We start from the raw sequence: 14343 nt of genomic DNA, 5'->3' as shown, positions 1-14343 counted from the left end.
CCGCCGCGCTCACACCTCGGTGCCGGCGGGGGTCGTGCTCCGTCGGCTCCGGAACCCCTGGAACGCGCAGAGCCCCACCGCGCCCAGCAGCGCCACGACCAGGCCACCGAGCTCCAGCGTCCACCCCGGCGGCCGGAACGACACCTCGACCGTCTCGCCGACGCTGTCGCCGTCGAGCTCGACCGTGAGGAGGAAGTCTCCCGTCGGTGCCGCCAGCTCACCGCCGGCGACGCGGTACCCGGGCCAGGCCATCCGGCTGAGGACGATCGTCCCGCCGGACTCGGGCACGTCCGTCACGCGGAGCGTCGTCACGTCGTCGCTCACCGACTCCTCCACCACCTCGACCCCGTCGGAGGCGTAGGTCACGTGGCCGGGTCCGGGCACCGCGACGTCCCGGGTCCACAGCTCGGTCGAGTGCCCGGTCGTCGCGACGTGCCAGCCCGCAGGCGGCGTGGGAACACCGTCCGGGAACGCCGACAGGACGAGCTGGACGTTGCCGATCCCCATGAGGTCGACGAGCGGGGACGACGTCCCCTCCACCTCCGCGAACAGCGCGTCGAGCGAGCCGGCGCACGACTCCCCCCGGTTGCTCACGCACAGGGTCTCCGAGTACGCCGCGAACCCCACGGGCGTGTAGACGTTCTGCACCGGAGCCGGATTGAGGTACCACGTGTTCGCGAGCAGCGTCTCCTCCCAGACCTCCGGGCCGGGGGCCTGCGTCGGGGCACCCACGACGAACACGTTCTCCTCGACCCCGTCGAGCTGTCGCTGGTACTCGGCCACGGCCGACGGCATGCCGAAGTCGGCGAGCGGTGGGTCCGGCTGGTAGCGGTGCTGCACCACGACGTTCGCCGAGGTCGCCAGGACGGCCACGAGCGCGAGCGGCAGCGCACGCCGCCCGGCGGTGGTCCGGAGGAGGACGAAGTACGTCGCGCCGACCACGAGCAGGACGGCCACCGCGACGGCGAGCGGCCTGCCCCACCCGGGTACCTGGACGAACGCCAGGTAGGCGCCGATCAGGACGAGCGCGACGAAGACCGCGCCCCGCGCGAGGGTCACGCGCGCGACGAGCGCGCGGCTGAGCACGACCGCGAGCAGGACGAGCGCCGCGAGCGAGACGTACGGCATCATCCGCACCGGGATGCGGAGCGGGCCGGCATAGCTCGGCCCGACGACCCACAGGACCATGACGAGGAGGAACAGCCCGATCCCCACGAGCTCCCGAGCGTCGCGTGCGATCTTGCGGACGTCGACGAACGCGACGAGCGGGAGCGCCCAGGAGATGTAGAGCATCGGGACGACGGCGAACGCGCCCCACCAGGCCGAGACCTCGGGTCTCGCCGTCGAGATCGCGGAGGCGAGAAGTCCGTTGAGGTCGGCGACGAGGAAGCCGTCGTTGAGGATCGAGCTTCCCTGGCGCACCGTGACGTCGGCGGAGAGGACGCCGGGGAGGTAGACCGCCACGGCGACGAGCCCGAGCAGGACGCTCGCGCCGAGGACGACGAGAGCGCCCCGCCGCTGGCCCGCGATCATCGCGTCGACCAGCACGGCACAGATGACGAAGACCAGCGCGATCGTGCCGTGGACGTAGCCGACCGTCACGACGAGATACCCGGCGACGAGCATCCCGACCGGGTTGCGACCGCGGGCCGCGCGGCGCGCCATCCACCAGAACCACGGGATGCCCGCCGAGGTGAACAGTCCCGTCACCCAGGTGGTCGCGTCCATGTAGAAGGTGAACCCCGCCAGCGGGAAGCCGATGCCCGCGAGGAGCGCCCAGTGGCGGTGCCCCCCGAAGTCGCGGACCAGGCCGTACGCGCCGACGGCTGCGACGCCCATCACGGCCGCCTTCACCGCGGTCGAGAACACGACCGCGTCCGGAGCGTAGGACGCCAGAAGACCGATCAGGAGCACGACGGGGTTCAGCAGCCCCCACTGCCCCTCGACGAAGTAGTTCCCGGCCGCCCAGGTGTCCGTCTCGAGGAACGAGAACCCGCCCTCGCGCAAGAGCTCGCCGATGCGGAACCAGATCCCGTACGCGCCGATCTGCGTGTCGTCGTTGAAGTAGTAACGAGGCGCTCGCACGAGCGGGACCAGGGCGAGCAGCATCACGACGAGCGCCCCCGAGGCCGCCCACGCGACCTCGACGGCACGCCCTGCCCGCGGTGAGGCGGCCACCGCGCCGGTACCAGCGGCGGACGTCGTCCGCGGTGTCTCGGTCCCGGCGCTCATCCGACCCGCTCCTCGGGCGCCGTCGTGGGTACGCCGACGGACGGGCGTGGTCGCTCGACCGGGCCGGGCGGCGGCGTCCTCCCGGACGACGACATGCGCTTGATCGCCAGCCGCGCAGGCTCCTCGAACCAGCGCCAGAGCGCGTAGCCCACGGCGAGCGCGGCGAACGGCAGGAGCACGAACGCGATCTTCGACCCGGGCGTCCCGGGCGCCATCCACGCAAAGCGGCCCTGCGACCACCACACCGGCTCGATGAGGAGCATGTGCACCATGTAGACGCTGTACGAGGCGGCCCCGCCGATCACGAACCACCGGGTGCCGAGGAGCCTGACGACGTGCCGGTCCCCGATCGCCAGGAGCCCCACGAGGAGGACGAACAGCGGCGTCACGAGCGGTGCGAGCTCGGGGTGGCCGACGGCGTCGACCCCGTACAGCCAGGCCAGGATCAGCAGGATCACCCCGAGCGCGGCGTGGCTCGCGACGGCGCGCGAGCGGGTGGTGAGCCGAAGCTGTCGCACGCCCTCGTAGACCAGGGCGCCCGCGACGAAGCAGCACAGGATGCGGAGCATCCAGGCCCAGGGGTAGTACATCGTGCCGTACGCGACGACGAAGACCAGCAACGGGACGAGTGCGACGAACGCGAGCACGAAGAGGCTGGTCGCCCGGAGCGAGCGGCCGAGCCGGAGGAACAGGAGCGCCATGATCGGGAAGAGCGCGTAGGCGAAGGCCTCGGCGGAGACGGACCAGGCCGGGCCGTTCCACATCAGGCGGTCGGTGTCGCCCTCCGTCCACAGCGCGACGAGGAAGCTCTGGCGCAGGAAGCTCGGCACCGTGAAGTCCCGGGGCGGGACCGGGTCGGTGCTGACACGCATGATCAGCCCGTGCCAGAGACCCGCCGCGAGGAGCGTCACGAAGAACACCGGCCACACGCGGGCGATCCGCGCCCAGTAGAACCGCGCCGTCGACACCCGCTGCATCGAGCGACCCATCCGGGCCGAGTAGTTGAGCGCCAGCACGAACCCGCTGAGCGTGAAGAAGAGGTCGACGCCGAGCTCGCCGTGCGACAGCAGCGGCCCCGCCCAGGACTCCGTCCCGGGGAACTCGCTGTAGAGGTTTCCCCGGATGTGGAAGACGACGACCCAGACCGCCGCGACGATCCGCACTCCGGTGAGGGCACGGACGTGCCCGATCTCCGTCGTCGGGACGTCCGCCCCCGGAGAGGCGGACGCCGCCGCGCCGTTCGTCATCGCGTCGTTCTCGGCTTCTCGATCTCGGGACGGAACACCACACCCTTCGCGGCCGCCTTGACCAGCCGCAGGCGCAGCCGCCACGGCACGCTCGACCGGGTGAGCTGCTTCGTCATGTTCTCGACGAGCGACGCCGCGAGCGTCGGGCTGCGGAAGGCGCGCGCGGACGCGATCTGGTTGCGGACCCCGTACTCGAACTTCCAGATGTTGCCGTCGTTGACGTCGCCGAAGTTGACCCCGCGGTTCTGCGGCAGGAGGTGGTTGACCTTCGACGACGGGAGGAAGATCCCCGGGCGGTACTTCGCCAGGCGCTGGGTGTACTCCGCGTCGTCGTACCAGATGAAGAAGTTCGCGCTCGGCAGGCCGACCGCGTGCACGGCCTCTCGCGTGATGAGGACCGAGACGAACGAGCACGACTTCATCAGGGTGAAGTCGGCACCCATGGCCAGCGGGCGCGCGAAGTCCCACGTCGGCTCCGGGGTGTTCATCTCGCAGAGGGAGCCGTCCTTCCACAGGACCATGCTGCAGGCGAAGCTCGGCAGGTACCCGAGCGTCTCCGTGGCGCGGTCGAGCCCGGAGACGAGCTCGCCGAGCGCCTCGACCTGCGGGACGGTGTCGTCGTCCATGAGCCACATCGCGTCGTACCCGAGCTCGTACGCGAGCTCGGTCCCGGTGGCGAAGCCCCCGGCGCCCCCGGTGTTCTCCGGGAGCCGGCGCACGGTGGCCGGGACGGAGAACTCGCGCGACGAGAGGAACTCGGCCGTGCCGTCGTCCGAGGCGTTGTCGATGATCACCAGGCGATCGGGCAGCCGGTCCTGCGCCTCGAGCGCGTCGAGCGTCTGCTCGAGCAGCGCTCGACGGTTGTAGGTCACGACGACAGCGGCGACGCGCATCAGTTCTTCTCCTTCAGTTCCTCGAGCCGTCGCGCGAGGAACGCGCTGGCCGGCTCGACCTCGTGCAGTGCCTGGATGAGCTGGGTCTGCTCACGTCGTGCGCGCTCGTAGGCGTCCGGGTCTCCGGCCAGGCGTACGAGAGCCTGCGTCGCACCGCTGAGAAAGCCACGGGGCGCGCGGGGGACGAGGAGCATCGGGGCGACGACGGTCCGCTGGCTCCCGACGTCCGCGGACAGCACGAGGACGCCGTGCTCCTCCGCCTCGAGGGACGTGAGCGTCAGTCCCTCGTTGTCGCTCGAGATCACGAGCACGTCCACGTCGTCCATGAAGTCGCCGACGGGCCCCCAGGGGCGCCGCTCGATCACGCCCTCGAGGCCCTCCTTGCGGATGCGGTCGCTCGTCATGGCGCCGAGCACGCCGCTGCCCTGCATGACGAACGCGAAGTCGGCGGGTGCCTTCGCGTGCAGCCGTGCCGCGAGCGCGACGAAGAGGAACGGCCGCTTCTGCGGCGCCAGGCGCCCGAGGTACCCGATCCGCAGCGGGCCCTCTGACCGCCGTCGTGCCGCGGGGACGGGCGGGACACCGGAGGTCAGGGGCCGGTAGACGAGCTTGCGGCGGTCGACCTCCGAGTCGAGCAGATAGAGGTCACGGAGCTCCGGCGAGATCACGTGGTGCTCGTCGATCAGGTCCGAGAGCTCGATGCTCTGACGGACGAACCCGCCCGTACGGTGCTCGACGATGTGGGTGCTGTCCAGCACCTCCACGGACGGCGCGACGTGACGGAGCTCAGGCAGGAACGCGTACGCACGGCGCGAGTGGTGCACGTGCAGCAGCGTCGGCCGGTACGTGCGGACGAGGGCGGTGAGGAACGCGCCCCAGTCCTCCTCGGCGAGGGAGTTCGCCGCGACGAAGACGTCGTCGGTGATCTCGAGCATCCTGTCGAGCTGGCGCTGCGGAGCGGCCACGTCCGCGGTCACCACGACCCGGTAGCCGGCGGCCGCGGCGAGCTCGGCGGACTGCACGGCCCACGACTCGGCCCCGCCGGACTCGAACCAGTGCATCGCGATCCACGCCACCGGCTCCTCCCCCGTCGTCAGCGGGGAGCCGCCGGCGGTGGTGAGGTGCTCGACCTGGGGGCGGAGGACCGAACGCCGGTGCTCGACACGGGTGTTGCGCCCCTGACGCCACTCGTCGAGAAGGAGCGGCGCCTTCTCGTAGATCTTCTTGTACACGCCACCGACGACCCGACGCTTGAGCGAGTCGGGCTGGAGGAAGTGGAACTCGCCCGCCTCGTCGAGGAGCGTCGTCGTCGGGACCACGAGAGTACGGCCGACCGCCTCCTGGCGTCCGGGCTCACCCTCGACCGAGACCCGTCCGACCGCGTCGCCCTCGGCGAAGCGGCCGCCGGCGACGGCTGGGTCCACGTCTATCGGGGCGGGGAAGGGCTCGTGCTCGCTCGAGACGACGAGGAGCTCGAGCGGAGCCCCGGGGTGAGCCAGGGCGAGGCTGCGGACCGCAGCGTCGAACCACGCGGCCCCCAGCCTCTGCGCGATCCCCCGTCCCGTCTCGGTCAGGCTGACCCGTGCGACGCGTCCCCCTAGTCGACGCGTCAGCGCGGCAGCGATCTCCACCTCCACGCCCTGCGTCTCGCTCACGTCGGGTCCACTCATCCGTTTCCTCCTCGCAGGTGGGCGATCGCGTCTCCGACCGGCCCGTCGCTGACGACGTGCCCGTGCTCGAGCAGGATCGCCCGGTCGCACAGCTGCTCGATCATGTTGAGGTCGTGGCTCACGATCACGAGCGCCTTGCCGCTCGCCTTGAGCTCGCGGATCCTCGCCAAGCACTTCTTCTGGAAGGGCTCGTCGCCGACCGCCAGAATCTCGTCGACGAGGAACACGTCGGGATCAGTGTGCACGGCGACGGCGAACGCGAGCCGCAGGAACATGCCGGAGGAGTAGAACTTGACCTCGGTGTCGATGAACGACTCGATCTCGCTGAAGGCAACGATCGCGTCGAACTTCGAGTCGATCTCCGCCTCGGTCATGCCGAGGATCGCGCCGTTGAGGTAGACGTTCTCCCGCCCCGTCAGGTCGGGGTGGAACCCCGCTCCGACCTCGATCAGGCCTGCGATCTTGCCCCGGACCCCGACCCGGCCGGAGTCTGCCCGCATCACGCCCGAGATGAGCTTGAGCAGCGTGCTCTTCCCGGAGCCGTTGAGGCCGAGGAGCGCGACCGCCTCGCCGTCGTCGACCTCGAAGCTCACGTCGTGCAGCGCCACGAAGTCGGACGACTGCTTCTCGCCGCGACGGACGATGGCGCGCACGACACGGTCCTTCAGCGTGTGGGTGTGCTGCAGGACGAACCGCTTGCCGATCCCGGCCACGACGATCCGTGCCTGCTGTGTCTCGACCATGGTGGACAACGTCAGAGCTCCTGGGCGAATCGGCCGTCGAGTCGCCGGAAGACGACCTGTCCGGCGAGGAGGACGAGGAACGAGAGGACGACCGCGGAGATCGTCGACCACAGGAGGCCCGGAGGCATGGCACCCGTCCGGTCGGTCCCGGGGAACCAGAAGCACAGGTGGAACAGCTCGACCGCGGCGGTCATGGGGTTCGCCTGGTAGATCCACCACAGGACGCCGTCCCCGATGGCGTCCCTGACGTTCTGCCACTGGTACAGCACGGGCGAGAGCCAGGTGGCGACCATGAGCATCAGGTCCACGATGTTCTCGGCGTCGCGGAACAGCACGTTCAGCGCCCCGAAGAGCAGGCCGAGGCCGAGCGAGAGGACGGCGATGATGACGATCCCGAGCAGACCCGCACCGAGCTCGAACAGCGACGGCTGCCACCCCGCGATCAGCGCACCGAGGATCAGCACCACGAGCTGCGGCAGGAAGTGCACGACGGCGACCCAGACCGACGCGACGGGGAAGAGCTCACGCGGCAGGTAGATCTTCTTGACCAGGGCGGCGTTGCCCACGATCGAGCGGGTGGCGTTGCCGAACGCCTCGCTGAAGAAGTTGACGGCGACGACGCCGGAGAACAGGTAGACGGCGAAGTCCTCGACGTTCTCGTTCATCCGCAGGAAGACGCCCACGGCGAAGTAGAAGACGACGAACTGGACGGCCGGCTTCACGTACGACCAGAGCAGGCCGAGGAAGGATCCTCGGTACCGCACCCGGAGCTCCTTGCGCACCAGCAGGCGCGCGAGGAATCGGCGGCGGAGGACGTCGAGCAGCCCGGCTCCCTTGCCGGGCTCGACGAACGCCTCCTGGGGGGCGACGGTCACTCTTCGACTCCTCCGCTCTGGATCTCGGCCCCGCCGCCGAAGTGCGGCGCGAGCTTGTTGTCCACCATCGACAGGGCAGCGCCGATGGCCATGTGCATGTCGAGGTACTTGTAGGTGCCGAGACGTCCCCCGAACAGGACGTCGCGCTCCGCGGCCGCGAGGTCGCGGTAGCGCAGGAGGCGCTCCCGGTCTGCAGCCGTGTTCACCGGGTAGTACGGCTCGTCCTCGCGCTGCGCGAACCGCGAGAACTCGCGCATGATGACGGTCTTGTCCGTCGGGTAGTCGCGCTCGGGGTGGAAGTGCCGGAACTCGTGGATCCGGGTGTACGGGACGTCCGCGTCCGCGTAGTTCATGACGGAGGTGCCCTGGAAGTCGCCGACCGGGAGCACCTCCTCCTCGAAGTCGAGCGTGCGCCACGACAGGTCGCCCTCGGCGTAGTCGAAGTAGCGGTCCACGGGCCCCGTGTAGACCACGGGGACGTTGCCGACGACGTTCTCCTTGTTGACCGGCTGCGTCGTGTCGAAGAAGTCGACGCCCAGGCGGACCTCGATGTTCGGGTGGTCGGCCATCCGCTCGAGCCAGGCCGTGTAGCCGTCGACCGGCAGGCCCTCGTGCGCGTCGTTGAAGTACCGGTTGTCGTACGTGTAGCGCACGGGCAGCCGCGAGATGATCGACGCGGGCAGGTCGCGCGGGTCCGTCTGCCACTGCTTCGCGGTGTACTCGCGGATGAACGCCTCGTAGAGGGGCCGTCCGATGAGGGAGACGCCCTGCTCGTCGAGGTTCGCCGGCCTCTTGCCGCCCAGCTCCGCGGAGAGCTCCTTGACGAGCGCGCGCGCCGCGTCGGGGCCGTGCGCGGAGCGGAAGAACTGGTTGATCGTGCCGAGGTTGATCGGCATCGGGAACACCTCGCCGCGGTGCGTGGTGTACACGCGGTGCACGTAGCTCGTGAACGCCGTGAAGCGGTTCACGTACTCCCAGACGCGCTCGTTGGACGTGTGGAACAGGTGGGCGCCGTAGCGGTGCACCTCGATCCCCGTCGTCTGCTCCGCCTCGCTGAAGGCGTTGCCCCCGATGTGCGGCCGTCGGTCGATCACGAGGACCTTCCGGCCGTACTCCTCGGCGATCCGCTCAGCGACCGTCAGGCCGAAGAACCCCGAGCCCACGACGACAAGATCCGCGTCCACACATACTCCTAGTCTTGGAAGACAGCCGCACTAGCGTAGCCGTTCGGCAGGTGCCGGACGGACGGCGTGGTCGGCCCCGCAGAGCCGCCACAGGACCTTCACGAGCCGCCGTCGCCCTCGAGCCCGCACGCGGTGATGCGGTAGAGGCGGGCGTCGCCCTCCTGGGCGACGAGTTCGCCGACACCGGCCTCGACGAGGCCGTCGAGACCCTCGAACCCTGCCGGAGGAGTCCCCCACAGCAGCCGACCGCCGCGCATGACGTACCCGACGTCGAGGTCCTCGACGGCCTCGCAGACGCTCGGGTCGGTGAGGGCGTCGCGCAGGTGGCCCGCGACGAGGAGCCGGTCCTCGTCGAGCCGGATCCCCGTGTGCGGGAAGACCGACTCGCGCCCGGCGAGCGCCCACGTCAGCGAGCTCCCGTCCCACGGGTTGCCCACGACGGCCACGCCCTCCGGGACGACCTCGGCCACCGTCTCCAGGATCTCGATCTCGTCCGCGTCGAGCAGCCCGGCAGACCCCTCTGCGGACGGGTCGACCCGGTACACGTGGGACACGTAGGCGAAGGACTCGCGCATCGTGGCGGTGCGCGGGAGCAGGACCGACACGGCGACCGCGAGGACCACGGTGACGGCAGCGACGACGAGCGCCGCACGCCGTCCGTCCGGGTGCAGCGAGAACGGGCCGGTCGGCACCCGCGCGAGGCGGAGCAGCGCGGTCACCGCCCAGCCCGCACCGACGACCGCGAGCGGCACGCCGAGCAGCGGCAGGAGCGCCGAGATGCGCTGCGGGTCCGCGTACCAGTAGCCCGTGAGCAGGGGGCGCAGCGGGCTGTCGACGCCGCGGACGACGACGTAGAGGACCGCGACGATCCCGTAGGAGAAGGGCAGCCACCGCCAGCGCGCGACGGTCAGGCACACCACGGCACCGAGGACGACGAGACCCGCCACGACCAGGTTGGGGACCCCCGTCGCGAGGTTCTCCGGCTCGGGGAAGTTCGGCGTGGTCGACGGGTGCATCGCCGTCAGGTCGAGGACCTCGCGCGCCGCGTGCCGCCACGACGCCGTCACCTCCCAGGAGCTCTTCTCGCGGAACTGGTCGATCATCGACACCCGTCCCAGCGCCCAGTATCCGATCCCCGCACCCGCCACCGTCAGCACCGCCGGGAGCGCCGCGACCACCGGGCCGTGGCCACGGCGCCGCAACCGCCCCGTCGTCTGGACGAGGGCCGTCACGACCACCGGGACGACGACGTACCACAGCGCGAACAGCCCGTTCGGCTGGGCGAGCACGAGAGTGACCATGCCGAGCAGGGCACCTGCCGCGGGCGGCAGGCGGCGGGGGCCCGTCCTGCGGACCAGCGCCAGGACGCACAGCGCGAGGGCTGCGGGAAGCACCGCGTAGGAGAGGAAGTTCGGGTACAGCAGGCCGAACGAGAACAGCCGGTTCGGGTACTGCGTGAACGCGAAGGACAGCGGCGCGACCAGGCCGAGCAGCACGGGCGACGTCCCCAGGAACGTCCGGGCGAGGGCGAGCAGTCCCGCGACCCAGACGACCGAGCCGACGAGGACCGAGACCCAGTTCGCCGCGACGGCGATGTCCGTACCGGTGAGCTGGACCACCAGGGAGACGATCCCGTGCCACAGACCGGGATAGAACGCCGTCGGGGTGTCCGGGACGGTCAGGTTCATGTGGAGCGAGGACGCGTCGCCTCGATCGAGGACGAGGGCGACCGAGTTCAGGTGGAACGGGGTGTCGAAGGTCTGGGCCACGCGATCCGGTCCCCCGACCGCGACGAGCGTGCGCCGCACCTGGAGCACGACCGCCGTCACGCTCGTCACGAGCACCACCGCCGCGAGCAGGCGTCGCGACGGGTGGGGGCCGCGGGGGCGGGGTGCCCACGGGCCGCACGCCCGCCGGAGCAGGAGCGCGACGGCGGCGATCACGACGCTCCCGGCGACGACCGGCCAGGTCCCCCACGGCACCCCGGCGGCGCCTGCGACGATCGCGACGACCCCGATCGCGCCGCCGCCGAGCAGAGGTGCCGAGCCCAGCGCGACGAGGCCGCGCAGCCCCAGCGCGTACGCGGGCAGGATGCCCGGCAGGAACAGGACGAGCACGGAGGCGACGGCGACGGGCCACGTCGCGAGCCACTCGGCCATCGTTCAACCTCTCCGGTCCGCCAGGAACGTGCGGTACAGCGCCGTCCGGACCTTCTCCGGGACGAGACGGTACCCACCCCGTACGACGACGTTGCGCAGCGCCTGTGCCCGCGACGTGAAGCCGATGCGCCGCATCCGGCGCTGGAGCTCGATCTCCGACCGCAGCAGGCGTGTCCCGCCGCGCCGCGCGTACGCGCCCGCACCCACCCGGTAGAGCAGGAGCGGCTCGGGGAGGTTGCGGCCGCGGGCCCCACGGGCGAGCATGCGGGCGAACAGCCAGTAGTCCTCGAGGAGCGGCAGATCCTGGTAGCCGCCCGCGGCCTCGACCGCGGACCGGCGGTACACGACCGTCGGGTGGTTGAACGGCGAGTGGAAGCGCGCCCCCGAGTCGATGTCGCTGCTCGACAGCGGCGGTACCCGCACGAGGCCCGGCTCGTCCTCGGAGACGAACTCCTGGATCGCGGACCCGACGATGTCGTACCCCTCGGCGACGAGCGGGATCTGGCGCGCGAACCGCTCGGGCCGGCACACGTCGTCGGCGTCCGTGCGGGCGACGATCTCGTGGCTGCACCGCGCGAGCCCCGCCTCGAGCGCGAGCGCGAGCCCCACGTTGCGCTCGAGCCGGACGACGGTCACCTTCTGCCCCACCGACTCGATCTCGGCGACGACCTCGCCGAGCGCGGGACCCACCGGTCCGTCCTGGACGAGCACCACCTCGTCGGGCGGGAGGTCCTGCTCCGACGTCGCCGACCGGAAGGCCCGGCGCAGGTGGGCGGCGTCGTCACCGTGGTAGACCGGCAGCAGGAGCGAGAACGGTGGCAGCGACGCGTCGGTCATGCCGCGGGCCCCCGCCGCCCGCGCCCGACGTCGAGCGCGTCGACCTCCGTCGTCACCGCGCCCATCTCCGCCAGCACCGCGGCGTTGCGCCGCGGACCGCGGAGCAGCCCGTCGCGCGCACCGCGCAGACCTGCCGAACGCAGGAGGTCACGGTTCCGGGAGCCACGGAAGGTGCGCGCCCACCGACGCAGCGACGCCCCGAGGTAGAGGACGCGCTCCTCCGGGGAGAGCGACGGCGACCGCAGCAGCATCCAGAGCTTGTTGCGCACCTCGTAGTAGAAGCGCTCGCCCGGGTCCGCGTCCGTCGACCCGAACTTCTTGGTCCGGTGCTCGACGACGGACGCGGGCACGTGCAGGCCCGTCCCCCGTCGCAGCAACCGGGCCGAGTACTCGAAGTCGTCGTTCCAGATGAAGTAGTCGGCGACCGGCAGCCCGTGGTGCCGGACCGCACGGGAATCCACGAGCATCGAGACGAACGACGACGACCGCACCGGCATCGCACCGGCCTCGCGCGCGTGCGCGATCTGCTCCGCGGACGCTCCCGGCCGTCGGCGCGGCGTGTTCATCGGGTGGTCCCGCCCGTCGTGCCAGACGACGCGGCTGCCCAGCAGCGCGACCGGCCCCGGGTAGGCGTCGCGCGCGGCGAGCAGCTCGGCGAGAGCCGTCGGCGTCGGGATCGTGTCGTCGTCCATGAGCCACACGAGGTCGGCCCCGTGCGCCTCGACCGCGTGCGCGAGGCCGACCGCGAAGCCGCCCGCCCCGCCGGTGTTGCGCGACAGCTCGACGACGTCCGCCCCCACCACGTGCTCCCCCGCCACCGCGGCCGAGTCGTCGTGGGACGCGTTGTCGACGACGACGACGGCGTCGAGCGGACGGGTCTGCGCGGCGAGCGCGTCGAGCGCCTCGACGAGCAGGTCACGTCGGTCGTAGGCGACGACGACCGCGGCGATTCGCATGGAGAACCTCGGGATCTGCTGGACAGGGACGGGCGAGGGCGCTCGTGCAGGATAGTCCACCCGCTGAGGGTGGCTGCGCAGGTCAGGAGCCCTGCCGGCGGGCGGACGGGCGTCGCGCGGAGGGAGGTCCGTCCGGCGGCTCAGGCCGCGTCGGGGGCGTCGCCCCGCCCGAGCACGACGCGCGGCACCCCGGCCCAGCGCCCGGCGTCCGTGACCCCACGACCGTCGACGACGAGGCGCGCGCCGGGCACGCTCTCGCGACCGACCTGACGGTAGTCGGCGTGGTCGGTCTGGACCACGACGACGTCCGCCTCGTCACCCAGGTGGAACGGCGCGAGTCCGAGCGCGGCGAGCTCGGCGTCGGAGTAGAGAGGATCGTGCACGCGGACCGACGCACCCCGCTCCTCCAGCGCCCGGACGGTGGCGAAGACCCCGGAGAACGCCGTCTCCTTCACCCCGCCGCGGTACGCGGCACCGAGCACGACGGCGTTCAGACCGTCGAGCGACCCCAGAAGGTCGGTCGCACGAGCCACGACGCGTTCCGGCATGGATACGTTGACCGCGCGGGCCTCGCGCACGATGGACGCGTCGGGGTCGACCGACAGGTACAGCCGCGGGTACACCGGGATGCAGTGCCCGCCGACGGCGATGCCGGGCCGGTGGATGTGGCTGTACGGCTGGGAGTTGCTCGCGTCGATGACGGCGTGCACGTCGATCCCCTGCTTGTCGGCGAACAGCGCGAACTGGTTGGCGAGGCCGATGTTCACGTCGCGGTAGGTCGTCTCGGCGAGCTTCGCGAGCTCGGACGCCTCGGCCGAGCCGAGGTCCCAGACGCCGTTCGGGCGGTCCAGGTCCGGGCGCTCGTCGAAGTCGAGCACGGCCTCGTAGAACTCGCGGGCGCGCACGGCGCCCTCGGGGGACAACCCACCGACGAGCTTGGGGTACTTGCGCAGGTCGGCGAACACCCGACCCGTGAGCACGCGCTCCGGCGAGAACACCAGGTGGAAGTCCTCTCCCTCCACCAGTCCCGAGATCTCCTCCAGCATCGGCTTCCACCGGTTCCGCGTCGTGCCGACGGGGAGCGTCGTCTCGTACGAGACGAGCGTCCCCGGCGTCAGGTGCTCCGCGAGGGACCTCGTCGCGGCGTCCATCCAGCCGAAGTCCGGCGCTGCCGTCTCCTCGTCGACGAACAGCGGGACCACGAGCACGACGGCGTCGGCACCCGGGATCGCCTCGGAATAGTCGGTGGTCGCGCGCAGCCGTCCGGCCGGGACCAGCTCCGCGAGCTTCTCGGCGAGGTACGCCTCGCCCGGGAACGGCTCCCGGCCCTCGTTGACCGTGGCGACCGTACCGGCGTTGACGTCGACTCCGATCACCTCGTGTCCCTTGGACGCGAACTGGACGGCCAGGGGAAGGCCGATCTTCCCCAGGGCGACGACGGCGATGCGCATCGAGTGTTCCTTCCGGCGAGCGGGTGGTCGGTCCGGCAGCGTGTCCCGGATCCGGGGGACCGCGACGGTGTCGTTCAGCGTCGAGCGGTCGGACCA

At 71.3% G+C, this 14343-nt stretch carries 11 protein-coding genes; all 11 read right to left on the bottom strand.

Going from position 1 to position 14343, the window contains the following annotated elements; translation table 11 throughout:
* Nucleotides 1-9 precede the first annotated feature (9 nt).
* Entirely contained in the window at nucleotides 10-2232 is a 2223-nt protein-coding gene (locus tag ACFC2L_RS10225; protein WP_375824206.1) for a hypothetical protein, read from the bottom strand.
* Entirely contained in the window at nucleotides 2229-3479 is a 1251-nt protein-coding gene (locus ACFC2L_RS10220) for an acyltransferase family protein (RefSeq protein ID WP_375824205.1), read from the bottom strand. Before ACFC2L_RS10220 ends, ACFC2L_RS10225 begins: the two co-directional genes overlap by 4 nt.
* Nucleotides 3476-4372 (bottom strand): glycosyltransferase family 2 protein, encoded by an 897-nt coding sequence (locus ACFC2L_RS10215; RefSeq protein WP_253053191.1) that lies wholly within the window; start codon nucleotides 4370-4372, stop codon nucleotides 3476-3478. The genes ACFC2L_RS10220 and ACFC2L_RS10215 overlap by 4 nt, the downstream gene beginning before the upstream one ends.
* Nucleotides 4372-6042, bottom strand: coding sequence for a glycosyltransferase (locus ACFC2L_RS10210; RefSeq protein WP_375824204.1), 1671 nt, complete (start codon nucleotides 6040-6042; stop codon nucleotides 4372-4374). Before ACFC2L_RS10210 ends, ACFC2L_RS10215 begins: the two co-directional genes overlap by 1 nt.
* The gene (locus tag ACFC2L_RS10205; protein WP_253053187.1) at nucleotides 6039-6785 is read right to left on the bottom strand and encodes an ABC transporter ATP-binding protein; all 747 of its coding nucleotides are present in this window, start codon (nucleotides 6783-6785) and stop codon (nucleotides 6039-6041) included. The genes ACFC2L_RS10210 and ACFC2L_RS10205 overlap by 4 nt, the downstream gene beginning before the upstream one ends.
* Before the next feature lie 11 nt (nucleotides 6786-6796).
* The gene (locus ACFC2L_RS10200) at nucleotides 6797-7660 is read right to left on the bottom strand and encodes an ABC transporter permease (protein ID WP_375824203.1); all 864 of its coding nucleotides are present in this window, start codon (nucleotides 7658-7660) and stop codon (nucleotides 6797-6799) included.
* Nucleotides 7657-8844 carry a UDP-galactopyranose mutase gene (gene glf, locus ACFC2L_RS10195; protein WP_375824202.1) on the bottom strand — a complete coding sequence of 396 codons (1188 nt, stop codon included), beginning with the start codon at nucleotides 8842-8844 and terminating at the stop codon, nucleotides 7657-7659. The genes ACFC2L_RS10200 and glf overlap by 4 nt, the downstream gene beginning before the upstream one ends.
* 98 nt (nucleotides 8845-8942) lie before the next feature.
* Complete coding sequence (locus ACFC2L_RS10190; RefSeq protein ID WP_375824201.1) at nucleotides 8943-11003, bottom strand: DUF6541 family protein; 2061 nt, start codon at nucleotides 11001-11003, stop codon at nucleotides 8943-8945.
* A 3-nt stretch (nucleotides 11004-11006) separates the two neighbouring features.
* Nucleotides 11007-11840: a glycosyltransferase gene (locus ACFC2L_RS10185; protein ID WP_375824200.1), complete on the bottom strand. Its 834-nt coding sequence runs from the start codon at nucleotides 11838-11840 to the stop codon at nucleotides 11007-11009.
* Complete coding sequence (locus ACFC2L_RS10180) at nucleotides 11837-12796, bottom strand: glycosyltransferase family 2 protein (protein WP_375824199.1); 960 nt, start codon at nucleotides 12794-12796, stop codon at nucleotides 11837-11839. The genes ACFC2L_RS10185 and ACFC2L_RS10180 overlap by 4 nt, the downstream gene beginning before the upstream one ends.
* Before the next feature lie 140 nt (nucleotides 12797-12936).
* Complete coding sequence (locus tag ACFC2L_RS10175) at nucleotides 12937-14247, bottom strand: nucleotide sugar dehydrogenase (protein WP_375824198.1); 1311 nt, start codon at nucleotides 14245-14247, stop codon at nucleotides 12937-12939.
* Nucleotides 14248-14343: the final 96 nt, after the last annotated feature.

The sequence above is a fragment of the Cellulosimicrobium sp. NPDC055967 genome, from assembly GCF_042269845.1.
Lineage (GTDB): Bacteria > Actinomycetota > Actinomycetes > Actinomycetales > Cellulomonadaceae > Cellulosimicrobium.
Note: the sequence above shows the minus strand (reverse complement) of the source record. Positions and strands in the feature narration are given on the sequence as shown.